The sequence below is a fragment of the Alphaproteobacteria bacterium genome (genome assembly GCA_016699735.1).
Classification (GTDB): domain Bacteria; phylum Pseudomonadota; class Alphaproteobacteria; order Micavibrionales; family Micavibrionaceae; genus JAGNKE01.
This window is the reverse complement of sequence record CP065008.1, coordinates 1,613,677-1,636,792: the sequence shown is the minus strand read 5'-3', so window position 1 is coordinate 1,636,792 and position 23,116 is coordinate 1,613,677. Positions and strand designations below refer to the sequence as shown.

Annotated in this window: 18 protein-coding genes and 2 tRNA genes; 6 read left to right on the top strand and 14 right to left on the bottom strand. The window is 53.1% G+C overall.

The window, feature by feature from the left end; translation table 11 throughout:
- Positions 1 to 30: 30 nt before the first annotated feature.
- From clpP to IPN28_08000, 5 genes are all read right to left on the bottom strand, one after another.
- Entirely contained in the window at positions 31 to 693 is a 663-nt protein-coding gene (gene clpP, locus IPN28_08020) for an ATP-dependent Clp endopeptidase proteolytic subunit ClpP (protein ID QQS56245.1), read from the bottom strand.
- A gap of 126 nt (positions 694 to 819) precedes the next feature.
- Positions 820 to 2,274, bottom strand: coding sequence for a trigger factor (locus IPN28_08015; protein ID QQS56244.1), 1,455 nt, complete (start codon positions 2,272 to 2,274; stop codon positions 820 to 822).
- 64 nt (positions 2,275 to 2,338) lie between these two features.
- Positions 2,339 to 2,423: transfer RNA gene (locus tag IPN28_08010), tRNA-Leu, on the bottom strand.
- A 45-nt stretch (positions 2,424 to 2,468) separates the two neighbouring features.
- Complete coding sequence (locus tag IPN28_08005) at positions 2,469 to 3,338, bottom strand: NAD(P)H-hydrate dehydratase (GenBank protein ID QQS56243.1); 870 nt, start codon at positions 3,336 to 3,338, stop codon at positions 2,469 to 2,471.
- A gap of 55 nt (positions 3,339 to 3,393) precedes the next feature.
- Positions 3,394 to 3,469: transfer RNA gene (locus IPN28_08000), tRNA-His, on the bottom strand.
- A gap of 196 nt (positions 3,470 to 3,665) precedes the next feature.
- Here IPN28_08000 and glnA point away from each other — a divergent pair.
- A complete protein-coding gene (gene glnA / locus IPN28_07995; GenBank protein QQS56242.1) occupies positions 3,666 to 5,096 on the top strand; it encodes a type I glutamate--ammonia ligase in 1,431 nt (476 codons plus the stop codon).
- 7 nt (positions 5,097 to 5,103) lie between these two features.
- Here glnA and IPN28_07990 read toward each other — a convergent pair whose 3' ends face one another.
- On the bottom strand, positions 5,104 to 6,300 hold the full coding sequence (locus IPN28_07990; protein QQS56241.1) for a hypothetical protein: 1,197 nt from the start codon (positions 6,298 to 6,300) through the stop codon (positions 5,104 to 5,106).
- Between the two features lie 187 nt (positions 6,301 to 6,487).
- On the opposite strand from IPN28_07990, the gene parE reads away from it, so the two are divergent.
- Both parE and IPN28_07980 read left to right on the top strand, forming a co-directional pair.
- Positions 6,488 to 8,494 (top strand): DNA topoisomerase IV subunit B, encoded by a 2,007-nt coding sequence (gene parE / locus IPN28_07985; GenBank protein ID QQS56240.1) that lies wholly within the window; start codon positions 6,488 to 6,490, stop codon positions 8,492 to 8,494.
- A gap of 65 nt (positions 8,495 to 8,559) precedes the next feature.
- The gene (locus IPN28_07980) at positions 8,560 to 10,566 is read left to right on the top strand and encodes a YdbH domain-containing protein (protein QQS56239.1); all 2,007 of its coding nucleotides are present in this window, start codon (positions 8,560 to 8,562) and stop codon (positions 10,564 to 10,566) included.
- Positions 10,567 to 10,569: 3 nt separating this feature from the next.
- On the opposite strand, the gene IPN28_07975 is transcribed toward IPN28_07980, so the two are convergent.
- The 3 genes from IPN28_07975 to IPN28_07965 all read right to left on the bottom strand — a co-directional run bounded on the left by IPN28_07975 (position 10,570) and on the right by IPN28_07965 (position 15,080).
- Positions 10,570 to 11,295, bottom strand: coding sequence for a hypothetical protein (locus IPN28_07975; protein ID QQS56238.1), 726 nt, complete (start codon positions 11,293 to 11,295; stop codon positions 10,570 to 10,572).
- Between the two features lie 81 nt (positions 11,296 to 11,376).
- Complete coding sequence (locus IPN28_07970) at positions 11,377 to 13,629, bottom strand: LPS-assembly protein LptD (GenBank protein ID QQS56237.1); 2,253 nt, start codon at positions 13,627 to 13,629, stop codon at positions 11,377 to 11,379.
- Between the two features lie 89 nt (positions 13,630 to 13,718).
- Positions 13,719 to 15,080 carry a DEAD/DEAH box helicase gene (locus IPN28_07965; protein QQS56236.1) on the bottom strand — a complete coding sequence of 454 codons (1,362 nt, stop codon included), beginning with the start codon at positions 15,078 to 15,080 and terminating at the stop codon, positions 13,719 to 13,721.
- 90 nt (positions 15,081 to 15,170) lie between these two features.
- Here IPN28_07965 and gshB point away from each other — a divergent pair, with 90 nt between their 5' ends.
- Genes gshB through hisI form a run of 3 tightly spaced genes read left to right on the top strand, consistent with a single transcriptional unit; the run spans position 15,171 to position 16,994 of the window.
- Positions 15,171 to 16,136: a glutathione synthase gene (gene gshB, locus IPN28_07960; protein ID QQS56235.1), complete on the top strand. Its 966-nt coding sequence runs from the start codon at positions 15,171 to 15,173 to the stop codon at positions 16,134 to 16,136.
- Positions 16,133 to 16,564 (top strand): hypothetical protein, encoded by a 432-nt coding sequence (locus tag IPN28_07955; GenBank protein QQS56234.1) that lies wholly within the window; start codon positions 16,133 to 16,135, stop codon positions 16,562 to 16,564. The genes gshB and IPN28_07955 overlap by 4 nt, the downstream gene beginning before the upstream one ends.
- Positions 16,565 to 16,574: 10 nt before the next feature.
- The gene (gene hisI / locus IPN28_07950) at positions 16,575 to 16,994 is read left to right on the top strand and encodes a phosphoribosyl-AMP cyclohydrolase (GenBank protein QQS56233.1); all 420 of its coding nucleotides are present in this window, start codon (positions 16,575 to 16,577) and stop codon (positions 16,992 to 16,994) included.
- Here the strand turns inward: hisI and IPN28_07945 are convergent.
- The 5 genes from IPN28_07945 to IPN28_07925 all read right to left on the bottom strand — a co-directional run bounded on the left by IPN28_07945 (position 16,991) and on the right by IPN28_07925 (position 23,004).
- Positions 16,991 to 17,464: a hypothetical protein gene (locus tag IPN28_07945; protein ID QQS56232.1), complete on the bottom strand. Its 474-nt coding sequence runs from the start codon at positions 17,462 to 17,464 to the stop codon at positions 16,991 to 16,993. The two genes, hisI and IPN28_07945, sit on opposite strands and share 4 nt — an antisense overlap.
- A gap of 45 nt (positions 17,465 to 17,509) precedes the next feature.
- On the bottom strand, positions 17,510 to 18,418 hold the full coding sequence (locus IPN28_07940) for a hypothetical protein (GenBank protein QQS56231.1): 909 nt from the start codon (positions 18,416 to 18,418) through the stop codon (positions 17,510 to 17,512).
- Between the two features lie 20 nt (positions 18,419 to 18,438).
- Complete coding sequence (gene recJ, locus IPN28_07935) at positions 18,439 to 20,280, bottom strand: single-stranded-DNA-specific exonuclease RecJ (GenBank protein ID QQS56230.1); 1,842 nt, start codon at positions 20,278 to 20,280, stop codon at positions 18,439 to 18,441.
- Positions 20,281 to 20,617: 337 nt separating this feature from the next.
- Positions 20,618 to 21,589, bottom strand: coding sequence for a class II fructose-bisphosphatase (glpX, locus tag IPN28_07930; protein ID QQS58571.1), 972 nt, complete (start codon positions 21,587 to 21,589; stop codon positions 20,618 to 20,620).
- Between the two features lie 122 nt (positions 21,590 to 21,711).
- Complete coding sequence (locus IPN28_07925; protein QQS56229.1) at positions 21,712 to 23,004, bottom strand: homoserine dehydrogenase; 1,293 nt, start codon at positions 23,002 to 23,004, stop codon at positions 21,712 to 21,714.
- Between the last annotated feature and the right edge of the window lie 112 nt (positions 23,005 to 23,116).

Sequence of the window (23,116 nt, the reverse complement as noted above, 5' to 3'; positions counted from 1 at the left end):
AGTCTAAACGTAATGTTAGCAGACAACCCTTTATTTTTTCTTAGGATCGTCCTTTTTGGGGTCTTCGTCCCCTGCCCCGGGCCGTTTATCCACAACATGGTCGATCAGTCCCCAATCCTTGGCTTCCTCAGCACTCATGAAGCGGTCGCGCTCCATGGCTTCCTCGACGACTTTGAGCTTCTGGCCCGTGTGTTTAACATAAGTCTCATTGAGCTTCTGACGCAAACGCAGAATTTCGCGGGCGTGGATTTCGATATCGGTTGCCTGTCCGCGGGCACCGCCGGAAGGCTGGTGGATCATGATGCGGGAATGAGGCAAAGAATAACGCTTACCGGGTGCGCCGGCCATCAGGAGAAACGATCCCATGGAAGCGGCCTGGCCTATACAAACCGTTGAAACTTCCGGCTTGATGTATTGCATCGTATCGTAAATAGCCAGACCGGAAGTCACAATTCCGCCTGGAGAATTGATGTAGAAGGATATTTCCTTTTTGGGATTTTCCGATTCCAGAAAGAGAAGCTGGGCGCAAATCAGCGCGGAGACATAATCGTTGACCTCCCCGGTCAGAAAAATAATCCGTTCCTTGAGGAGTCTGGAAAAGATATCAAAGGCCCGCTCCCCGCGATTGGTCTGCTCAATAACGGTCGGGATCAGGTGGCTCATGTAGGTTTCAACGGGATCACGGTCTGACATAGGGTACACTCTTTTGATAGCTTATTCGATACGATCCGCCGGTTCGCTCACGAAAAGGGGATAAAACCAACAAACCCTATCACAGGACAGGGTTTGTTCAAGAGACTAATCTAAAAAATTATGTAGTCATTCAGACGCTTTTTTCTTTTTTGCGGCGGCTTTCTTCGGTTCCCCGCCTTCGGATTTGGCTTTTGATTCTGAAGACTTTTCAGATTTTTTACTCTTTGCGCCTTTTTTGGATTTCGCCTTCTCGACGTCCGCCAGAACCTCTTCCTCTGCGGACATCAATTCCTCGGGGGTGACGTCCTTGGTCGTAATCGAAGACAGCTCAAGGATGAAGTCGATCACCTTGTCCTCATAAAGCGGAGCGCGCAGACTTTCGAGGGCGTGGCGGTTCTTTGCATAGTAATCAAAGACCTTCTTTTCCTGGCCAGGGTACTTCTGGGCTTCACCGATCACCGCCCTTTGCAGTTCCTGATCCGAGACACGGATTTTGTTTTCCTTGCCGATTTCGGCCAGAACGAGGCCCAGACGGACGCGGCGGTCGGCGATCGCCTCCAGTTCCTCTTTCTCTTCGTCGGTGATTTCAGCACTCCCTCCGCGGCTTTGGTAGTCCATCAAAACCTGCTGGGTGATGTTCTGCAACTCCTGCTGTTTCATGCCTTCGGGGATTTCGAATTCATGCGCCGAGTCCAACTCATCGAGAAGTTTTTTCTTCAAGATCAGGCGGCTTTGCTGATCGAGTTCGCGGTTGATCTGTTCTTCCACAGCCTTCCGCAGGGCCGCGACATCCTCCATGCCCAGAGACTGGGCGAAGGCCTCATCGATTTCCGCATCGGACAATTCACGGATTTCGTGAACAGTGACATCAAAAATCGCGTCCTTTCCTGCTAATTCCTTAGCCGGATATTCTTCAGGGAACGTCACCTTCACCTCGACTTGGGCTCCGGCTTTCTGGCCCGTCAGCTGATCCTCGAAGCCGGGGATGAAACGACCACTTCCCAGTTCCAGATGGTGGCCCTCGGCGGCCATGCCCGCGTGTTCCTTGCCGTCCTCGGCCGTGCGGCCGCGGAAGTCAATCACTACAATATCGCCTTCCTTGCTGGCTCTTTTGGATTCGATGGGCTTGCTGGAGCGGCGAGAGGACGCGATGCGCGTCAAAGATTCGTCTATAGCCTTATCGTCTGCCTTGGCGACAGGTTTTTCGAGTTCCAAACCCTTATAATTTGCGACTTCAATTTTAGGCAGAACCTCAACCGCGAGGGTGTAGGTCAGATCCTTGCCTTCATCGAAGGATTTGACCTCGATCTTCGGCTGGACGGCTGGTTGCAATCCCTTGTCCTCAAGCGCCTTCTGCGAAGATTCGTTCACGGTGGATTCCAGAATATCGCCCATGATGGCGCGTCCGTATTTTTTCTTGAGCAGAGGCAGAGGCACTTTGCCGGGGCGGAAGCCGGGAAGGCGGACGGTCTTGCTGACCTCCTTCAGGCGGATATTGATCCGGTTGTCAATTTCATCGGCATGGATAGTGATTTCCAGCTCGTGCAACAATCCGTCCTGTTTTAGCTGTTTGACCTGCATGTCCTTGTCTTTCCTTTGCCTGCGTCGTTTACTCTGAATATGTTTTTCGTACTCTACCGAATTGTGGTGCGGGTGGAGGGACTTGAACCCCCACGTCCGAAGACACCAGAACCTAAACCTGGCGCGTCTGCCAATTTCGCCACACCCGCAGCTGTGAAGGTCTTGCAACCCTCAAATTCGGCTGAAGCGTGGTTTTAGCCTAATTGGGGATCAAATCCAAGCAAATCTTGCAAAATCGGCGGGACAAGGTCGGGAAGATCGGCGGCGATCAAACCGAGGCCAAAGCGCGAGGCAGCGGCGGAGTGAACCCACACTGCGGCGCCCGACGCCTCGAAGGGGCTCATCCCCTGCGCCAGCAGACCCGCGATCAGTCCGGCGAGAACATCGCCTGTCCCGGCGGTGGCCAGCGTCGCGGGAGCGTTCAGGTTTTCAATGGCCTCTTTTTCGTCTTGTGCGATTGCTGTTTTTGGCCCTTTAAGAACGATCACTGCTGAGACTTCGCGGGCGGCACGGGTAACTGCGTCCTTGCCCTTCGTGCCGATAGAGGGGAACAGGCGTTTAAACTCCCCTGCATGGGGAGTGAGGACAGCATCCTTATGCAGCGCTTTAAAAAGCTCCTGCGGATTGCCCTGAAAGGCGTTGAGGCCGTCCGCGTCAATCACGATCGGAGTTTTACGCGCCAGTACACCCAGAATCAGGGACCGTGTCATCTGCGGCTCGTCCGGACCGAGGCCGGGACCGATGACGCAGACGTTGCGGCCCTTTGGCTCGGTCTGCTTCATGAAGTCCAGAAGGCTGGCGTTATCGCGCACGATAATATGAGGTTTAAAAGCCCGATAGATTGCCGTTGGGTTTACCGCCTCGGGCTTTTTGCGGTAATGAAAAACCGGGCTGATGATCGTCACCAGCCCCGCCCCACTTCGTGAGGCCGCGTGGGCAGCCAGACACGCCGCGCCCGTCATCTCCATGCCGCCCAAGACCGTGACCATGCCGCGGGAATATTTATGGTCGTCGGCTTGCGGACGGGGGAAGCGTTCCAGCCATAATGCAGGGTCGTTTTTCATGGGGGGATTATAGCGTTTAATCGCCTAAAGAAAAGGGTGTGCCGTGAGGAGAGAATGGGGCGACTGACGGGACTCGAACCCGCGACAACCCGGACCACAACCGGGGGCTCTACCAACTGAGCTACAGTCGCCATAATTGCGGCAAGAGGGAAATCTCTAGCGTCAGAGCTTCCCTTTCGTCAAGTGTATTATACGCGAAGTTTGCCTAAAATCACGCACTTAGTATCCGCAACGCGCCAGAATATTGCGATTGCCGCCCCTTGGCGCTCATGGTAAACAAGGGTTGTTTTTTGCGCTTAAACCCGATTTGCCCCGTGAGGTGTTTTCGTGAACTCATACGCCCTTTCCTTCAAGTCCAGCGCCGACCTTCTGAAGTATGTTCAAGAGCAGGACGTTCAGTATGTGGATTTCAATTTCACTGATCTACGCGGCAAGTGGCAGCACCTGACCCTCAGGGTGGGATATGTTGACCGGGACGTGCTGGAGAACGGGGTTTATTTCGATGGCTCATCTATTGCCGGGTGGCGCGCCATTCATGAGTCGGACATGGTGCTGATCCCTGACCTTGTCAAAGTAACCTATGATCCCTTTTCGGCCCAGAAGACCCTCAAGATTTTCTGTGATGTCCGGGTGCCCGGCAGCAAGGAAAGCTATAACCGCGACCCGCGCTCGATTGCCAAGGCGGCGGAGCAGTATCTGAAAAAATCAAGTCTGGGCGATACCGCCTTTTTTGGACCGGAGTTGGAGTTTTTTGTTTTTGACAGCGTTCGCGTCCATACCGATATGAATCATGTCAGCTATCAGATCGACAGCGCCGAAGGTCCTTACAACTCCGGGCGGGATTATCCCAACGGGAATATGGGACACCGCCCCCCCGTCAAGGGCGGGTATTTCCCCGAAGCCCCCGTTGACACTCTCTCTGACCTTCGTTCAGAAATGCTGACCGTTTTAGAGAGCATGGGCGTGGCGGTTGAGAAGCACCACCACGAAGTGGCACCCAGCCAATGTGAGTTGGGCTTGCGTTTTTCCACGTTGGTCGCCAGCGCCGATAACATCCAACTCTACAAACACGCCGTTCATAACGTCGCGCACAGCTATGGTAAAACCGCGACCTTCATGCCCAAGCCCATCTTCGGGGATAACGGATCGGGGATGCACGTCCACCAATCCGTCTGGAAAGCCGGAAAACCGCTTTTTGCCGGGAACGGCTATGCCGATCTCTCGGAGACCGCGCTTTACTATATCGGCGGGATTCTCAAGCACGCCCGGGCGCTCAATGCGTTCACCAACCCGACAACCAACAGTTATAAGCGCCTGGTTCCCGGTTACGAGGCGCCCGTCCATCTGGCCTATTCCAAGAACAACCGTTCGGCCTCGTGCCGGATCCCCTACTCCGCCTCGCCGGGAGGTAAAAGGGTTGAAGTGCGCTTCCCTGACCCTCTGGCCAATCCTTATTTGGCCTTTGCCGCGATGCTGATGGCCGGACTGGACGGGATTGAGAACAAGATTCATCCCGGAGAGGCTCTGGACAAGGATCTCTATCACCTGAGCAAGGAGGAAATGGCCAAGGTTCCCTCCGCCTGCGGTTCGCTGAGAGAAGCTCTTGCGGCCCTTTCGGAGAATCACGGTTTCCTGCTTAAAGGCGGTGTGTTCAGCAAGGATATCATTGATGCCTTTATCGCCCTTAAGATGGAAGAAGTCGAGCGCACCGAGAGAGCGCCGCATCCTGTTGAGTATAGCCTGTACTTCTCGTCCTGAGGTTTTTTTATAAGTCGTCGGCTTTATCAATAAATCCGGCTGCGCTTGGCCTAATGTTATTAATAATTATCTTGTATGTTTGCGTGTTTAGCGCCCACACATTGTAGGATTCATTTCTGGAGGGCGTAAGAAGACTTACAAAATAATAGTAGTTTCCTGATACAAGCAGGCTAAACCATAACTCATAGTCCATAGAGTCATTTGAACTATCAATACCCTCATAAGCTTCGGAAGCTGCAAAACTGTAGTTTTCGTTGTATTTAAAATTTTCAATCGTTTCTATTTTTTTGCCTACGATCATCCCTGTGCCCTCCATATTTTTTTTATAATTTTCTATTTCTGTGAGCAAAGATTCACTTGTAAGTGAGGACACAAGGGTTACATCTATCTGTCCCTCAATCGATTCATCGAGTCTTTCCATTTTATTTTTCGTTTTTCTTACATTTAAAAACTTAACATTCATATTTTCTATTGATTTAAGAGGCTTTGCATGAGATCTCCATGTCTCCGGGTACATCACTTCAGCCACATCTAGAAATTGAAACTTCTCAAGCTTTTCAATGGTTTCTTCCGTGGGATACGAGATGTCAAAAGTCGATAGGCATTGCGCCTGCATCACCTTTTCCTCATTCCAAAAAAACATTGGGACGTAATACTGAGCCTGAAGAACCCTTTTGCCATTAATAATAGTCACTGTCCGGAGATAGTATGAAACGTCCTCTTCCATTACTATCATCAGTGCTTCAACCTTTTTTTCGCTGTGTACAATGAAACCTTCCAAGGTCTGACCAGTTTGAAGAAGGTTCTTTAAATACCATTGTTCTGCAGACAATTGATTTTCAAGATCAACGGCCTTTACCTCCAACCGACTACGGCCACCCATCCTGGGTGGGCTGTACCAAATGTTGATACTTGTAAAAAGCTTCGTATTTAGCTCAAAGTTACTTGAGCCTTTATCCTCGGCCTGCTCCCAGTCCTTAGGCCATCTTATTGTGTATGCTAAAGTCTTGTCTCCGTAAGGAATGACTTTGTGCTCCTTAGTTGATTCCAAAAAGTTCTTTTCGGGCAAAAAATCTATGTTGGGCATCGGTTTTTTAAATCTGGCCAGCGCGTCCCCTCCGTCTGAAAAAGACGAGTTCGGAAAACCAGCTATTAACACTAATGAAAAAAAGCAGATTACTTTAGTAACTGTTATTTTGAACAAGATTCTCTCCGATAAAATATCCCACTGGCCTAAGCTTCTATAATCTATTATATCCGACTATCATTGAAAAAAGTTTTTTTTGTGTTTTTTTATTTTTTATTCGTTTGATTTATCGAATGATAATAGCTAGTTAATTGATTCATGTTGTGGGTTATCATACTACGGTAGCGAGCGTTCGTCTTTACATATGCCTCAGACTCACCCAAAAAATGTCTCGTATGACGCCTCGGATATCGAGGTTCTTGAGGGACTGGAGCCTGTCCGCAAGCGGCCGGGGATGTATATCGGCGGCACGGACGAGCGGGCGATGCACCATCTGGCCGGGGAGATTCTGGATAATTCCATGGACGAGGCCGTGGCCGGCCATGCCGACTGGATCGAAATCCACTTGGAGCCTGATAATGTCCTGACAATTTCCGATAACGGGCGCGGTATTCCCGTCGGTAACCACCCGAAATTCCCCAAAAAGTCGGCTCTGGAGGTGCTTATGACCACTCTGCATTCCGGCGGAAAATTTAACAATAAGGTCTATAATACTGCCGGGGGGCTGCACGGGGTGGGTATTTCCGTCGTCAATGCGCTTTCGGACACGATGACGGTTGAGGTGGCACGTGACAAGGCGCTTTTCCGACAAAGCTACAGCCGGGGTACCCCTAAAAGCAAGCTTGAAAAAGTTGGAAGCGTTCAAAACCGCCGCGGAACGCGGGTGACTTTCCACCCCGATCCTGAAATTTTCGGCGCAAAACTCCGGTTCAAGCCTTCCTGGCTATATTCCATGGCGCGGTCGAAGGCTTATCTTTTTTCCGGTGTCGAGGTCCGCTGGAAGTGCGACCCCTCCCTGCTCCTGCCAGACAGCAAGATCAAGGCGGAGGAATCCTTCAGGTTTCCCAGCGGGTTACTCGATTTCCTGACTTATTCCCTCAAAGATACGCCGATGGTTACGCCCAAGGCTTTTTATGGAAACATTAATCTTCCTGATAAAGCCGGAAAAGTTGAGTTCGCCGTCGGATGGACCGAGGAAGAAGAAGGTTTTTCCCATTCCTATTGTAATACGATCCCTACTCCGCAAGGCGGGACGCATGAGGCGGGGTTACGGGCTGCCTTGTTGCGCGGGATTCGTGCCTATGCCGAGATGACCGGCGTCAAAAAAGCCTCGATCATTACGGCCGACGATATCATGACCGGAACGGGTGTGCTCCTGTCCGTTTTTATCAAAAATCCGCAATTCCAGGGACAGACCAAAGACCGTCTGGCGACGCCCGAAGTCACGCGCCTTGTCGATACAGCCATCAAGGACCATTTCGATCATTGGCTCTCCAACGATCCGGCGTCGAGCAATAAGCTTATCGAATCCCTTATCGCCCGGGCAGAAGAACGGCAGAAGCTCAAAAATGACCGTGCGACCGCCCGGAAAACCGCAACGCAACGTCTGCGGCTTCCCGGCAAACTCGCGGACTGCAGCCGCTCGAATTCCGATGACACTGAGCTTTTTATTGTCGAGGGCGACAGCGCCGGCGGAACAGCGAAAATGGCGCGAAACCGGGAAACGCAAGCGGTCATGCCCCTGCGCGGCAAAATCTTGAACGTTGTCAGCGCCACACAAGATAAAATTATCGCCAACCAGCAGATTCAGGATTTGATCCAAGCTTTGGGTTGCGGCTCGGGCAAGGATTTCAGGCTCGATAAGCTCCGCTATGAGCGGATTATCATTATGACCGATGCCGATGTGGACGGCGCACATATTGCTTCTTTGCTCATTACGTTCTTTTACGACCAGATGCGGTCTCTGATCGAGAATGGACATCTCTATTTGGCGCAGCCGCCGCTTTATCAGATCACCAGCGGCAAGACCGTTGTTTATGCCCATAACGATCTTCACAAAGAAGAGCTTCTTGCTTCGACTTTCAAGGATAAAAAGGTCGAGATTCAGCGTTATAAGGGTCTTGGGGAAATGATGGCCAGCACCCTTAAAGATACGACGATGAACCCAAAAAACAGGATGTTGCTTAGGGTTACGCTTCCCGATGTCGCTTCGGCTCTGGGGATCGGAGCCGAGATGGCGCAGGATGAAGAGGCTCAGAATCCGCTGGCCCTGATTGACGATCTTGTCTCCCGCCTCATGGGGAATAATGCCGAGGCGCGTTTCGAATTTATTCAAAGCCATGCAAAATTTGTTGAAGACATAGATATTTAAAGATTTTTGTTACCGTGTTACTTTAGCAGTTTGAAATCGAAGAATAAGGCTGTATCTTCGTATCTATGCGGAAATTTCTTGTACTTCTGGCTCTGCTGTCCCTGTCTATCGGCGGGATTTATATCTATGCGCTTTACTGGTACATCCCCGACAATATAAAAGACAGGTTTGCTGAGGGGCTGCAGGGACTTGGGTTCAGATCCGTCGGTTTCGAGTCCATCTCGCCCGCTAGCGGGGCCGTCACATTCAACAATATCTCCCTTGACCCCAAGAGTTTCAGCGGCGTCGAAGGGCTTGAAATCCGATACTCCCCCGAGCGCTTTCTTCTGCAGGGGGGACAGGCGGATAGCTTGAGAATACGCAAGCTGCATCTGACCGGGGAAATTTCGCCCTCGCTAGACATTACACTGGCCGGACGGACCAACGACTTATCTTTTCTTAAAAGCTTTAAGGATATTCCCGCTCCGGCGGTGATTGTCGAGGGGGCAACACTTGAACTTCTGCATCCAGAGTTTGGCGGGCTAAAGATTGAATTCGAAGGGCAAATCCGCAAGAAGGCCGGAAAGGGCGGCGAAGTTGAAATTCTCGGCCGATTGAAAACCGCTCAAAAAAAACTCTCCTTTGAAGGAACAGTAACAGCAACGGTCACTCCCGACGGATCGCTTAAAGCTGCAATCAAAACAGAACCTTTACAGATCGAACTTGAAGGCCTGAAAATGAGTCGGTCCTCGGGAAGTTTTAACTTTGAAATTCCTGCTGGTAAGAGTTTGAGCCTTACGTCCGAAATCATTGCCGCTTCACTGAATTGGGAGTCTATTCCTTTGGATGACACCAAAATCAGCCTGGAGCGTAAGGACAATCGGCTTTCCTTCAAGGCGGAGGGTAAGACCATCGGGGCGGAGGCGATCGACTTCACAGCTACGCTCAAGACCGACGAGCAGGGACAGTCTGTCAAAGAGGTCAGTTTGCTTCCACAAAATTTGCTGCTTTTGCGGGATTTTCTTGCCAAGAACACACTACTTTCGCCCGAGCAGGCCTTGCCGTCGCTTCTTCCTCGTGATGTTCCGCTTTCTGTTACCTTCTCTTTTGCCGATGCCGCGAAAGAGGACGCTCTTAGCGGAGAGTGGGCGCTAGAAAATCCTGAGCGTACATCCGGCGTCCGTGGGTCTTTTCTTTTTAATCCGCAGACCAAAGTTCTAACCGGTTTGTGTGAGAAAACATCGCTGGCTATGCCTGAAGCTCTTGAACCTTCCGCGCAAGAGTCTGATCACGGGCTACTGGCGAATTGCTCCTTTTCCTGGGACGGGCAGAAAACGCCACCGGAGGCGAAGGCTGATTTCGCCGCTGAAATCAAAGGCTTGACGCTGCGTTATGGGCCGCTCCACCTCTATAATTTGAGGGGGGGCGTTTCGGAGGCAAAGAGGACCGAGGGCGATCCACTGAAGTTTCTGGCCGATCTCAAATTTGACTTGCCGCTCAAGCCATCTATTAAATATCAGGGGCGTATGCGTGTGGGTTTTGTTCCCCCCGATCAGGGAGAAATCGCCGCCGCGAGCCTTACTGTTTATGGAGGCTCCGTGCGGACGGACCGTATACCCCTCAAAGACTTTGAATTACCGGATCAGGTAACCCTCAAGGTTTCCGATATCAGTCTGCGCCAGTTTTTTACGGATACGCCACTGCCGACTTTTAAAATTGACGGGCGCATGGGAGGAGTCATTCCCCTAATCAAAAGCGGCAAGACTCTTGAAATCAAAGATGCGCTGCTCCAGAGCCAAGACCCTGGTGTCATCATGCTGCCTGACAGCATCTCGCAGATGCTGTTTGCGGGGGATGATCCGCAAATGAAGGCGATGCGAACGGCCCTCAAAAACTATCATTATGAGTTTTTTGAATTCCGCATGGATGGTTCTGTGTCCAAAGGTGTCCTTATGACCCTTAATTCGCGCGGGACGAACCCCGACCTGAAGGATAAAAGACCGATCGAGATCAACCTGCAAATTGAGACGCAGCCTTCGTTCTTGATCGAGCATATGCTGTCAACAAAAGCGTACCAGTCGATCAAAAATTAAGCATCAGGGATAATCACAGATATCGTAGGTAACCTTGGCGAAGGATTGTTCACCTTGGGCGATTGTGAAGCGGTACTCCTTATCACCCAGAATAATCGAGTGATAGATGGGAAGGTGGCTTTTTTTCTCCTGTATGGCGCCTTCGTTTGTCTCAAACACCAAAGTCACCGATTTTGACGCATCGAACCAGGCCTCCGCCTTGCCCTTGGAATTTTTTGCCGACTCTCCGCTTCCCGTCAAGGTTATCTCCTTTTCGTTTGTAGTCATTTTACTTTGCGGCCCGTTATAGGCCGGCGTCATGAGTACAAAGCGTTTCGTCTGCGGTTCCGAGCAATTCTGAGGCGGGCGGACGGAGCGCAGAACAGTTTCCATGCGCTTTGGATCCACGCCCCCTTCAATCTGCTGCTTCAAAAGCAGTGTGAGTTCCTGCATCGGCCCTTCCGGCAAAGCCTCGCTAAAACTTTCATGCGCCTGAAGGAGTTTGATATTGGCCGTTTGGGCCTCGGCCCTTAAACGCGTTAACTGGTCCTGCAAATCTTCTATTTGGGTCTCAGAACTGTTTTTCTGCTTATATAGAGTTTTTAAACTCTGTTCCGACTGCAGACGCCCCAGATAGAACCCCAAACCTCCCGTGATGACACACGCCAAGACGATATTCAGAACGCTTTGCGTCCGTCTGACCGAACGGCGGCGGTAGCGATCGTAAGGGTTGTAAGGGCTGACTTCCATTAGATCAGGTCCGAAGCACAGATTTCAGGTTCAGGGAAAAATATATGGGATCAACCGCTAGCGAACAAGGCAAGACTCTGTCTATTCGCCTTCTTTTTCCTCTGAGCCGTTATCAGAAGACAGCTTAAGACCAGAGGCTTCAAATTCGCCCAGATTTTTCAAGCCGATTTTAAAGAGCACTTCCGTTCCGTTGTCGCCTGAACTGTCTTCGGTCAAGTTCCGGCGGCCGGTCACCGACCATGTAAAACACTGGCCGAAGTAATCGACTCCGATATTGGCTTGCCTTAAGCCCGGATCTTCGCCCAAATCGTGCCTTGCGCCGCCGCGAATGCGCCATTCGTCGTTTATATAATAGCTGGCCGCGTTTTCAATCTGCTCACGGGTTTCAACAATATCGGTTCCCCCTAGAGACTTGGCAAACAGGTAGCGTGTGGACAGGCTGAAGGAATTGAAACTGGCGCTGGCGTCCACCTCGTGGCGCTGGGGGGAGAGGTCGTCATTGGCCAGCTGGAAGCGGTAATCGAGAGCGTAATCCTGTTTGTAACGCCCTGAAATTTGCCCAACAAAGTCCGATTCCTTTTCGTTCAGGCCGGACCCGGCTACGAAGGGGTTGTCATCATCCTCAAAGCGCTGGCTCTGGCCGAAAAAGACATCGCCGTAGCTACCATCGTCAGCATAAAGCCCTGTCCTTAAGCCATAGGTGAAGTGCGATTGATCCTCGATCCTGTCCAGACCGGGAAAGCGGTTGGGTTCGAAGAGGTTGCTGGCGTCAATCTGTACGTCCTGGCTGTCCTCGTTCGGGATTTTGTCTTCCTGATCGATATTCGGAGCCAGAGTCAGGGAGGCGACAGGCTCGATGACCGCCTGAAAACGCTCGAAGTTGCGGGTCAGGGGATAGCTGGTCTTTGCGTCCAGTGAAGCAAAGGAACGGGTCTCACCTCCGTCGCTGGTGGCATCATCACGATCCTGAATGAAGTAACTTTCCGAACGGGCGTTGGCATTAATCACTGACAGCAAGCCAAAATCCGTTACCAACCTCCTCTGCCATCCTACACCCAGACCCAGGCGGTTGACGTCCTGACCGTCCTCGGCCTCGCGGCGCAGGCCCAAGACCGAACCTTCAAGACTCCAGCGTCCGCCTAAAACGGGTATATCGCCGGGTTCACCCATAAAACTTGCCTGAATTTCGGGCAGGACGTCCGGCTGGTCGATCAGTTCGGCTTCATCCACCCGCAAATCCTGAAACCCTAACAAGCGCCCCACGGCATAATTACGGCCTGAAAACCGCTCCAGATAGACCTGATTTTCAAGGACGTCGTCATCCTCGGTCTCGAAATCATACTGGCGTAAATACTGATCGTCGGAGGTGAGATTGATTTCCGACCCTGCCCGCCATTTCTGATTGATATTCCAGAGAGCATCGGCAAAAATATGGCCGCGCCATTCCTTGTTCTGCCGAACGCTTTCGTCCTCCTCACGGTCAACGTAGTCGGAATAGGTCATACTGCCTTCGGCCTTAAATTCAGCATCTTCCCAACGCTGGCGCCATTCTCCGGTCGCCACGGGCGCCTGCCTGGTCATGGCAATAACACCGAAGGTCGCATCCTTTTCCGGGGCGATGGCCCAATAGTAGCGGCTTTCGACAAAGATGCCCAAGTCGCTTTTATAACCTGCGGAGGGGGTCAGGAAACCGCTCTTGCGTTTTTCTGTGCCGTCCGGATGCTCGAAATACGGCAGGTAGGCCAGCGGGACGCCCATCCATTCAAAGCGGGCGTTCTGATAAGAAATGGTTTTATCGGATTTGTCATGCTCGACCTCGGAGGCCCGGATTTGCCAGAGGGGCGAACGATCAGGATCTTTTTTACAAGGTTCGCACGGGGTGTAGGTGGCATCGTACATCGTCGTCGTGATGCCGCGCTCGTGATTGCCCTTTTTCGCTGTAAAACGCGAGCCATCGGCCAGAAACGTTTTCAACCCCTCGACGAAGCCGTTTTTCATGGCGTCGTTGAATTTTACTTTTTCGGCCAGGTGGCGGTCGCCGTTGACATCTACAAACTCGACATGGCCAATAGCGATCACCGTATCGGCTTTGAGGTCGTAGACCACCCTATCGGCCTTGAGGGTCCGTCCGTCCTGAACCATGACCACATTCCCAGAGGCGGTGACGGTCTGCGCGGCCTGATCGTGCGAGAGACTGTCCGCATCCAGAGCGACAGGGGAATCACTTGGGCTGTCCACCGCGAAGGCTGCCGTTGGCGAAATTATGGCCAGTGCAAAAATGGCAACAAGTGTCGCCTTGTATATTTGTTTTATGTTAAACGAAAGAAGAGCCATTGAGAAACACGCGTGAATCAACCTTTCCCATAGTGAAAGACTGGCTCCGAAAGTCAAGGCTGATAAAGGGGATCAAACTGAAATAGTTACTATTTTCGTGTTTTGAAGAAGGCGGGCATATCCTCCCCGAAACCGCTGGAGGACGTGTCCTCTTCCTTTTGTGTTTCTATATTTCTTGGAGGCTGCGGGGGGCGGCTCTCGGTTTTCGCTTTTTCAATAGGGTGAATTTTTTTGTTCCGGTCTGTCTGATCTCGCTCTTTTTTGTGACCGAAATCCCTTTTTTCCTGACGTTTTTTCTCAGGCCTGCTTTCCTTTTCGGCAACTGAGTCAGACTTACCGCCGATGTCGGAAACCTTAAGTTTTCCCTTGATATGCTTTTCGATCGCCTGAACCAGTTTTGCATCCTCAGGGGCCGCAATCGTCCAAGCCCGGCCCGTGAGCCCTGCCCTACCCGTCCGTCCGATGCGGTGGACGAAATCATCGGGGTTGTTCGGAACGTCATAGTTGAACACATGAGAGACGCCTATGACATCCAGCCCGCGGGCCGCGACGTCGCTGCAGACGAGGATGGGCAGCGTGCCATCCTTGAATTTTGCCAAAGTTTCCATGCGGTGGGATTGCGCCATATCCCCGTGAAGAGGCGAGGCATGATAGTCCTTTTTTTTCAACCAGGCCGCGAGCGTATCGACGTCGCGTTTGCGGTTGCAGAAAATAAAGGCGTTGCGGATTTGCTCATGGACCAGAATTTCGTGCAAAAGCTCCTTTTTCCGGCGCGGCGCGGCGTTGGCCAGAAATAACTCCACAGTCGAAGCCGTCGTTGCCGGCGGCGCGACGGCTACCTCCTTGGGGCTTGAGAGGAATTTCGCCGTCAGTCTTTTGATTTCCGGCGGCATTGTTGCAGAAAACAGAAGCGTTTGTCGCAAGGGCGGCAGAAGGCTGCAGATTTTCTCGATGTCCGGGATGAAGCCCATATCGAGCATCCGGTCGGCTTCGTCGATGACGAGAATCTTAATATCATTCAGGAGGATGTTGCCGCGCCCGAACAAATCGAGAAGGCGGCCCGGTGTGGCGATGAGAACGTCCACGCCGCGCTCGAGAATCTTGATCTGCTCCTCCATTGAGGAGCCGCCGATCAACAAGGCTTTGGTCAGCTTTGAATATTTACCATAAGTATCTAAACTTTCTGCGGTCTGGGCGGCGAGTTCCCGTGTGGGGGACAAGACCAACGATCTCGGCATCCGGGCCTTCGCCCTGCCTCCGGCCAGCATTTCGATCATGGGCAGGGTAAAACCGGCGGTCTTTCCGGTTCCGGTCTGCGCCAGTCCCACCACGTCCCTTTTCATCAGGATATAGGGAATCGCCTGCTGCTGGATGGGAGTCGGCTCCGTATAGCCGCGCTCGGCTATCGCCTTCATCACATTCGGGTTCAGCCCCAGATCCTCAAATTTCATGCTTTTGCCCAAACCTAAAGGGTATGTTATTTTCATTCGCCCCCAGAGCTAGTATAAAAACGTAAGAAAAGCAACAAGCGAGAACGAACGATGACCCTTCGCGTCGCCGTACAGATGGACCCCGTCGAGGGGTTTGAACACGATGTGGACAGCACTTTTGCCCTGATCGTGGAGGCCCGAAAGCGCGGGTATCCTGTTCATTATTACACGCCTTCCGAGCTTTCCCTGCTTGATGGGCGGGTTCTGGCGCGGGCCCGGTCTATCGATGCGCGGATGGACAAGAATAACTACTATACTATCGGCGAGGAGGTTATTCTTGATCTGCGGCAGGACGTGGACATCGTCCTGATGCGCCAAGAGCCGCCGTTCGACATGGACTATGTTACCGCTACCCATATCCTCGATCACCTTTACCCCAAAACTCTGGTCATCAACGACCCGTTCGAGGTGCGGAACGCGCCGGAGAAGCTGTTGGTCACGCATTTCAGGAGCTTGATCCCCCCGACCCTGATTACTGCCGACCGGGAAGCGATCAAGGAGTTTTACGCCCAGCATGGCGATATCATCCTCAAGCCGCTTTACGATTATGGCGGGTCACTGGTTTTCCATGTCGATCGGGACAGCGATAACCTCAGCTCTCTGATCGATATGTTCCGGCGGTTTTACAAGGAAGCGATTATCGCGCAGAAATACATCCCCGAGGTGAAGACGGAAGGCGACAAGCGGATCATCCTGATCGACGGTAAGCCTGCCGGAGGTTTTCTGAGAGTTCCCGGAGCGCAAGAGGTGCGGGCCGGACTATATCTGGGCGGGCGGGCGGAAAAGTGCGAACTGAATGAAAAAGACCTGCATATCTGTGAGACCATCGGGCCGGAACTGGTCAAACGGGGGCTGGTGTTTACGGGGATAGACGTCATCGGCGGGTACCTGACGGAGATCAATGTCACCTGCCCCTCCGGCGTGCAGGATCTGAATATGCTTTACGGCGATTGCGTGGAGGCGAAGCTCTGGGACGCCTTTGAGAAGCGGTATCAGCAGAGCGCGGATAAACGATGAGCTTTCTTGAGCGCCTGAAAGAGCAATCTAAAATCCGGCTTCTGGCTGCGGTTGCGGTCGTTTTCGGGCTTGGGTATGCTCTTTTCAACCAGCGCGATGCTAAATATTACGACGATGTGGCCGTTGAAATTGAGCTGGCGATGAGAATTTGCGAAGAGTCCCGAGAATATGCGCTTGAGCATGAGCATGAGATGCTGCTGACCAAAAATACTCTCGATCATATCAAGCTGGATGGGGAAGAGGTCAAGTTGCGTTATGTCCCCTACCCGCGCGCGATGCTGCTTCATAATGGCTTTGTTCATCAGAATACGCAGTCGGAATATTATTGCAGTATCAAGGATCCTCGCGGGCGTGCGGGCAGCCTGAGCGGCGAACTGAAATACGATTACCGGCGCCAGCGCTGGGTCGAGCGTACGTGGTCCCATTAAGGAAGTGATTATGTCCAAAAAAATTGACCTTGAGGAAGGGCTTGACTTCCAGCCCGCTTACGATGCGAACGGGCTTATCCCGTGTATTACCCAGTGTGCGGAAACGGGCCGGGTTCTGATGATGGCCTATATGAACGACGAGGCTCTTTGCAAGACGCTGGAGAGCGGAGAAGCTCATTACTGGTCAAGGAGCCGCAAGATGCTCTGGCATAAAGGAGCCACCAGCGGTTTTGTGCAAAAGGTTGTAGAACTCAGAACCGATTGCGATCAGGATTGCCTGCTGCTTTTTGTAGAGGTGCGTAAGCCGAAGGGTCACGAGGACGCTGAGGGCACCTGTCATACAGGGCGTCATAGCTGCTTTTATAGAAAAGTTTCCCTGCCTATGAAGGAGGGCCGTCCGGCGGCTCTGGTTTTCAGCGAAGAGGATTAATGCCGGTGGCCGTCGTGATCTTCGGGATGACCAGATTCTGAAGCTGCGATGTGAGCAGGATCGCTGACCAAGCCCAGATTCTGCAGGCCTTTATGGAAGACCAGAAACACTGCGATGTTGGCAATGAATAAAAGCGTGGCTATTTTGAGGATCGTCGCAGCGCTTTTTTTCTGCGGTCCGCAGGGCGGATGATGGCAGCCCGTGTCATGACAATCCATTTTTTCGCTGACGTAATGGACGGTCCACCCCAGAAGCAAAATCAGACCGGAGGAGATGATGATCGGGAGTTCCCACTCGTGGATCATTTCATGAACGCCGCTGAGCCATAACGGCATAGCCCCTGCTACGCCCAAACCAACCAGAATGCCCATGATGCTAAAGAGCGTCGGAAGGACGCAGCAAAAGACATGACTGGCCTCCGAGAGGATCACCACACCGCTGAGCAGTCCCTGGACCTTTTTAATCTGCATCTTTTTCCCGCATTTTGCTGTAACGCAACGCTTTATGCCCTGACGTTACGGATACCTCTTAACATACAACTGAAATAATGTAACACCCATTATCCACAAAATTTCCCAGACGACAAGAATAAACATTTCCTTTTCGGGGAAATAGAGGGCGGCGAGGCTGATTCCAAGGGCTATGTTGTTGTTTCCGCCCATTAAAGAATAGCTGATGCGGGTGCTGCGGTCGCGGTTTTTGAAGAGAAACCAGCCCAGGGCGTAATAGATGAAATAGGCGATGGTTCCGACGATAAACGCCTCGGCGAAGAACCACGGCTCCTGAAAAAATTTTTCCCTCTGGTAGGCGACTACAATCATGATGACGCCAAAGATCAGGATAATGGCCATCATGGACGCGTTTTCGCGCATCTTTAACTTTAGAGGTTCGATGCGCCTGAGGACACCAAAATAGAGAAGGACAGGACAGAAGATGACGATAAAGAGCGTCTGGAACATCCCGTAAATATCAAGCTGCAGGCCCATCGTGCTGAATAACGCGAAGATGACGGATACGACGAAGGGCGACAGAAGACCTGAGATTGTGGTGGCGGTCAGACCCAAGGCCGGGTTGCCCCCGAGGATGCTCATCATCGCCGGAAGCGTTGCGCCGCAGGGCATCGTTCCGAGGAGAAGAAGCGCATATTTGTAGTCCGGCACGAAGATCGCCGCCACGTAGAACATGAGTATTGGCAATAAAATAAAGCGCAGGATATAGAAACCTCCCACGTCCCGCGCCCGGAAGTCGCTAAAATCGGCGATACGGATTTTCGAGCAGGCGAAGAGGATAATCGTGGCCTGCAAAAACAGAATGGCATTTTTGGGCGTGGCTTCGATGCCCGGAACGGTCAAGCCCAGAACGAACGCCAGAAGCAGAAAGGCGCCAAAATGCGTTTCGATGAAAGTCCTGATGGTTGTCAACACGATTGATGACCGTTCCTTGCTCAGATCGCCTCGGCGGTTTGGCGGTGTTTCGATGCTCCTGCTTCCTGTTTTTTTGCCGGGGCGGCGTCCTGAATGATGATTTCCGCGCTCTGGCGACCTTGCCATTCGTTGATTTTCAGAGTTGCGGCCAGATGCACCGGTCCCTTGTTCCGGCTGAGCAGCATTTCGCCCATCGGCGACCCGACGGCGCGGAAGGCCATGGCCTTTACCCTTGGGCCGCCTTCGCGGTCAGAGACCAGAAGCCGGACGTGCTTTTCGCCCACGATATCGGCGCTGTGGATTTTCATGTCCGTTAAAGCAAAAATCGGCTCCGGGTGTTCCTGCCCGAAGGGGCCGATGAAATCCTGCAACAGTGTGACCAGTTCGACTGTTATTCCCCGCGCCGAGAGGACTCCGTCGATTGATGTTGTGATATTGATTGCACCGGATGTTTGTTGTGCGCTGATGTGGGTATAGAGAAAGTCACGCAGCCCCTCCATCTTTTCGGGCAGGACGGTAAAGCCCCCGGCCATGGCGTGTCCACCGCCCTTTTCCAGCCATCCGGCGGCGCGGGCATCGATAAAGGCGTTGGCGATGTGGATTCCGGGGACCGACCGCCCGGAGCCGCGCCCCTCAATCTGTCCCGAGAGGGACTCCGCGTAAGCAACTACGCAGGCGGGACGTCCATATTTTTCCTTCAAGTTTCCGGCGACCAGACCGCTGAGGCCCGGATGCCAGCCTTCCTGATCGACCAGAATGATCGGCGCGTCCTGCAGGTTCCTGTCCTCGACCATCCGCATGGCCTGTTCTTCCATTTCAAGCTGCATCTCCTTGCGGAGCTTGTTGCAATCATCGAGCGTCCAGGCGATGTTTTTGGCCTCTTCGGGATTGTCGGTACAGAGAAGCCTTGCGCCCAGATCGGCTTTATGAACCCTGCTTCCGGCGTTAATGCGCGGGCCGAGGACGAATCCGGCATCGTAGGTTGTGATCGGCGCTTTGATCCGGGCGACTTCCATGAGCGCCCTTATGCCCGTGTTCAGCTTGTTTTCGGGGGTGGAAAATCCTGTGCGGACGAACAAGCGGTTTGGCCCTGTCAGAGGGACCATATCGCAGACCGTGCCCAGCGCCAGAATATCCATGAAGGATTTCAGATCGGGCTCTTTCAAGTTTTGCGCCGTGTACCAGCCGCGTTCGCGCAAGCGGCTGTTGATTGCTACGCAGGCGAGAAAGGTTACGCCGCAGGCTGCCAGCATGGTCAGGCCGGAGGTATCGTCCTTGCGCTTGGGATTGATGACGTGCCAGGCTTCGGGGAGTTTTTCCTCAGCCTCATGGTGGTCGAGGATAATAATTTTGAGGCCCATCTCCGTTCCGGCCTTTATGATATCGAAAGCGGTCGTGCCGCAATCGAGCATGAAGAGAATTTCCGTACCCTGTCGGCGCAAGGTTTTCAGCGCCTCGATATTCGGGCCGTAACCCTCGCCCACACGGTCGGGGATGTAGACGGGCGGATCGAAGCCTAGATGTTTCAGAAAGCGGTATAAAATTGCGGAAGAGGTCGCGCCGTCCACGTCGAAATCGCCGAAGATTGCGAATTGCGCCTTCGCTTCAATCGCTTGAGCGACATCATCGGCCATATCGCTCATGCCCTTCAGCGTCAAAGGATCGGGGAAATGATCCTTGAGGGTCGGGCGGAGGAAGCGCGGCACGTCTGGCGCCGTAATGCCGCGGGCGTAGAGGAGGCGGGCGATGATTTCCGGCAAGCTATGAGCGCGGGCGATTTTTTCAATCTCATCCAAGGGAGAGTCCGTCAGCACCCACCGCGAACGCAGCAGGGATTCCTCAACCAAAACGCCGTTTGTCATGGGATCAGCTTAAGATTTTCATGGCCCGTGGAGTAGCCACAGCCGGAAAAAGTCATGGTTTATCCACAGAGGCGCTTACGCTGTTCAATGCCCAGTCCATTAGGCACTGCTCACATAACGGACTCACGTTAGGCGGAAAGTCATCGGCAAGTATATCTTGTTGGTAGTTTTTTTCACATTCACTACATACAACGTAAGGGATACCATCCGCGTATAACTTTTTGCAAGGGATAAGAGGCTGTTTATATTTTGCTGCTGAATACACGTGAGGGCAAGATAAAACTCCTGAGAGTTTTTGACTGTGCCTTTCACATTGCTCAACCCCCATAGTTCTGCCTTATATCGACTGCAGCCACGTCTTGCGGCGGAAATTGTGGGTCGATTCAATCCGGCGGATCGTGCCGGATTTTGAGCGCATGACGATAGAGGAGGTCTTGGCTCCTGCTGCCGAGCGGCGTACGCCGCGCATCGTGGCGCCGTCGGTTACGCCCGTGGCTGCGAACATCACGTTTTCGCCGCTAGCCAGATCGTTTGTCTTGTAAACACGATTGAGATCCTTAATGCCCCAGCGTTCGGCGCGGGCGATTTCATCCTCGTTGCGGAAGACGAGCCTGCCCAGTATCGCGCCGCCGGTGCATTGCAACGCCGCCGCCGCCAATACACCTTCCGGTGCGCCGCCGGAGCCGACATACAGATCTATCCCGGTGTTTTCCGGTTCGGTTGTTGCAATGACTGCGCTGACGTCGCCGTCACCGATGAGGATGATGCGCGCGCCGGCTTCGCGTACGCTATTGATGAGTTTTTCGTGGCGCGGGCGGTCGAGGATGCAGACGGCCAGATCTTCAATTTTGCCGTCTTTTTCCTTCGCCAGACGCTTCAGGACGTCGCCGATGGGATCGTCGAGGCTCAGGATTTTCGGGTCGATGCCGGGACCGACCGCAATTTTTTCCATATAGACATCGGGGGCGTTCAGGAATCCGCCCTCATCGGTCATCGCAATGACCGCCAGCGCGTTCGGGCCACCGCGGGCCGTGATGTCTGTTCCCTCCAACGGGTCGAGGGCGATGTCCACCTTCGGGCCTGTGCCCGTGCCGACTTCCTCGCCGATATAGAGCATAGGGGCTTCATCGCGTTCCCCTTCGCCAATGACGACTTTTCCACGGATATTGAGGGCGTTCAAGGCGCTCCGCATGGCGTCAACGGCTGCCTGATCCGCGCCGTCCTTGTCGCCGCGGCCGACCAGTTTGGAGGCGGCCAGAGCCGCAGCCTCCGTTACACGCACGACTTCGAGCGCGAGGTTGCGGTCCATGTTCAGTTCCAGTTCTGCCGAGTTATCCGTCATCGTCCTCGCCTTTTGCGTCATTGTGCAGTCTTTCCTTGAAGGTTTAAAAAAGCGCCCTATCCTATTTGAGTGATTATGTAATTACAAGCCTATATTTGCTCGATGACCATCAGGCGCGGTTTTTCGATGCAGCAATCCAGCTTTTCGATCAATTCGCACGCCCCGGCCATATCCGCGTGGCGGGTTTCGTGGGTGGTAATGATGACCGGGACGGCCTGACCGGGGTCGCGGCCCCTTTGCACCAGGCCTTCTATGGAAATATTCTTATCCCTGAGGATGGCCGAAACATCGGCGATTACGCCCGCCCGATCGACAACCATCAGACGCAGGTAGTAGCTGTTGACCGTTTCGCCGGGATCGGCCCAGACGGCGTCCTGAAGGTCTTTCGCCGGGATGCCGAAGGCGGGTAATCTGTGCCCTCTTGCGAGGTCGATGAGGTCGGCGACGACCGAGGAGGCTGTTGGCCCCCTGCCCGCGCCCTTTCCGGTCAAAAGCGGGGTTTCGACGAAGTCACCTTCCACATAGACGGCGTTATAGACATCGTCAATGATGCCCATCGGGCTTTCGATAGGAACGAGGCAGGGTTCCATCACCTGCAAGATTTTACCGTTTTCGCGTCGGGCAACGCCGAGGAGTTTTATCCGATAACCGAACTCCGTCGCGTAGGCGATATCGGTGCTGTTGATATGGCGGATGCCTTCGATGGTCAGATTATCGAAGTCCGGCTTCACGCCGAACGCAATCGCCGCCAGGAGGCAGAGCTTATGCGCGGCGTCGATGCCGTCGATATCGAACGCGGGATCGGCTTCGGCGTAACCTGCGGCCTGCGCTTCCTTGAGAACATCCTCGAAGCTGCGGCCGGACTGGCGCATAGTGGTGAGGATATAGTTACACGTCCCGTTAAGAATTCCATATATACTCTTGATTTCATTGGCGGCGAGGCCTTCGCGCATGGCCTTGATGATCGGGATGCCCCCGGCTACCGCGGCTTCGTACATTATGCAAACATTGCTATCATCGGCCAGCTTTGCCAATTCATAGCCGTGGTGCGCCAGCAGCGCCTTATTCGCGGTCACGACATGGCGCTTGTTTATTAATGACTTTCTGACGAGGTCTGCGGCTGGTCCCTCTGAACCGCCGATCAGCTCGACGATGGCGTCCAAATCCTTGATGCCTGCAAGAGCCTCGGTTTTCGACACCCATTGATAGGATGAGAGATCGACCCCCCTATCCCGGTCTTCATTTTTTGCGGATACCGCAACGATTTCAATCGGCCGTCCGGCGCGGCGGGCAATCAGCCCTGCGTTTTTCTGAAGGATTTTAACGACGCCTACGCCGACCGTTCCCAGGCCTGCGATTCCGATGCGAAAGGGTTGCGACATAACTTCAAGAGCCTCCTGTAACGCCTTGTCCGGCTCCGTTCATACAGTGGTTTTGAGCCAGATTCAAGAAAACGTGTGTTGCCGTAACAACAGTCTAGGCAATTTTAACACT

Excerpts from the sequence above, each read along its gene's own strand:
- clpP (QQS56245.1), bottom strand. The coding sequence starts at position 693 with ATGTCAGACCGTGATCCCGTTGAAACCTACATGAGCCACCTGATCCCG.
- IPN28_07945 (QQS56232.1), bottom strand. The coding sequence starts at position 17,464 with ATGCAGATTAAAAAGGTCCAGGGACTGCTCAGCGGTGTGGTGATCCTC.
- recJ (QQS56230.1), bottom strand. The coding sequence starts at position 20,280 with ATGACAAACGGCGTTTTGGTTGAGGAATCCCTGCTGCGTTCGCGGTGG.
- IPN28_07980 (QQS56239.1), top strand. The coding sequence starts at position 8,560 with ATGCGGAAATTTCTTGTACTTCTGGCTCTGCTGTCCCTGTCTATCGGC.
- IPN28_08015 (QQS56244.1), bottom strand. The coding sequence starts at position 2,274 with ATGCAGGTCAAACAGCTAAAACAGGACGGATTGTTGCACGAGCTGGAA.
- IPN28_07975 (QQS56238.1), bottom strand. The coding sequence starts at position 11,295 with ATGGAAGTCAGCCCTTACAACCCTTACGATCGCTACCGCCGCCGTTCG.
- IPN28_07965 (QQS56236.1), bottom strand. The coding sequence starts at position 15,080 with ATGAAATTTGAGGATCTGGGGCTGAACCCGAATGTGATGAAGGCGATA.
- IPN28_07970 (QQS56237.1), bottom strand. The coding sequence starts at position 13,629 with ATGGCTCTTCTTTCGTTTAACATAAAACAAATATACAAGGCGACACTT.
- IPN28_07925 (QQS56229.1), bottom strand. The coding sequence starts at position 23,004 with ATGTCGCAACCCTTTCGCATCGGAATCGCAGGCCTGGGAACGGTCGGC.
- gshB (QQS56235.1), top strand. The coding sequence starts at position 15,171 with ATGACCCTTCGCGTCGCCGTACAGATGGACCCCGTCGAGGGGTTTGAA.
- glpX (QQS58571.1), bottom strand. The coding sequence starts at position 21,589 with ATGGACCGCAACCTCGCGCTCGAAGTCGTGCGTGTAACGGAGGCTGCG.
- parE (QQS56240.1), top strand. The coding sequence starts at position 6,488 with ATGCCTCAGACTCACCCAAAAAATGTCTCGTATGACGCCTCGGATATC.
- hisI (QQS56233.1), top strand. The coding sequence starts at position 16,575 with ATGTCCAAAAAAATTGACCTTGAGGAAGGGCTTGACTTCCAGCCCGCT.
- IPN28_07955 (QQS56234.1), top strand. The coding sequence starts at position 16,133 with ATGAGCTTTCTTGAGCGCCTGAAAGAGCAATCTAAAATCCGGCTTCTG.
- IPN28_08005 (QQS56243.1), bottom strand. The coding sequence starts at position 3,338 with ATGAAAAACGACCCTGCATTATGGCTGGAACGCTTCCCCCGTCCGCAA.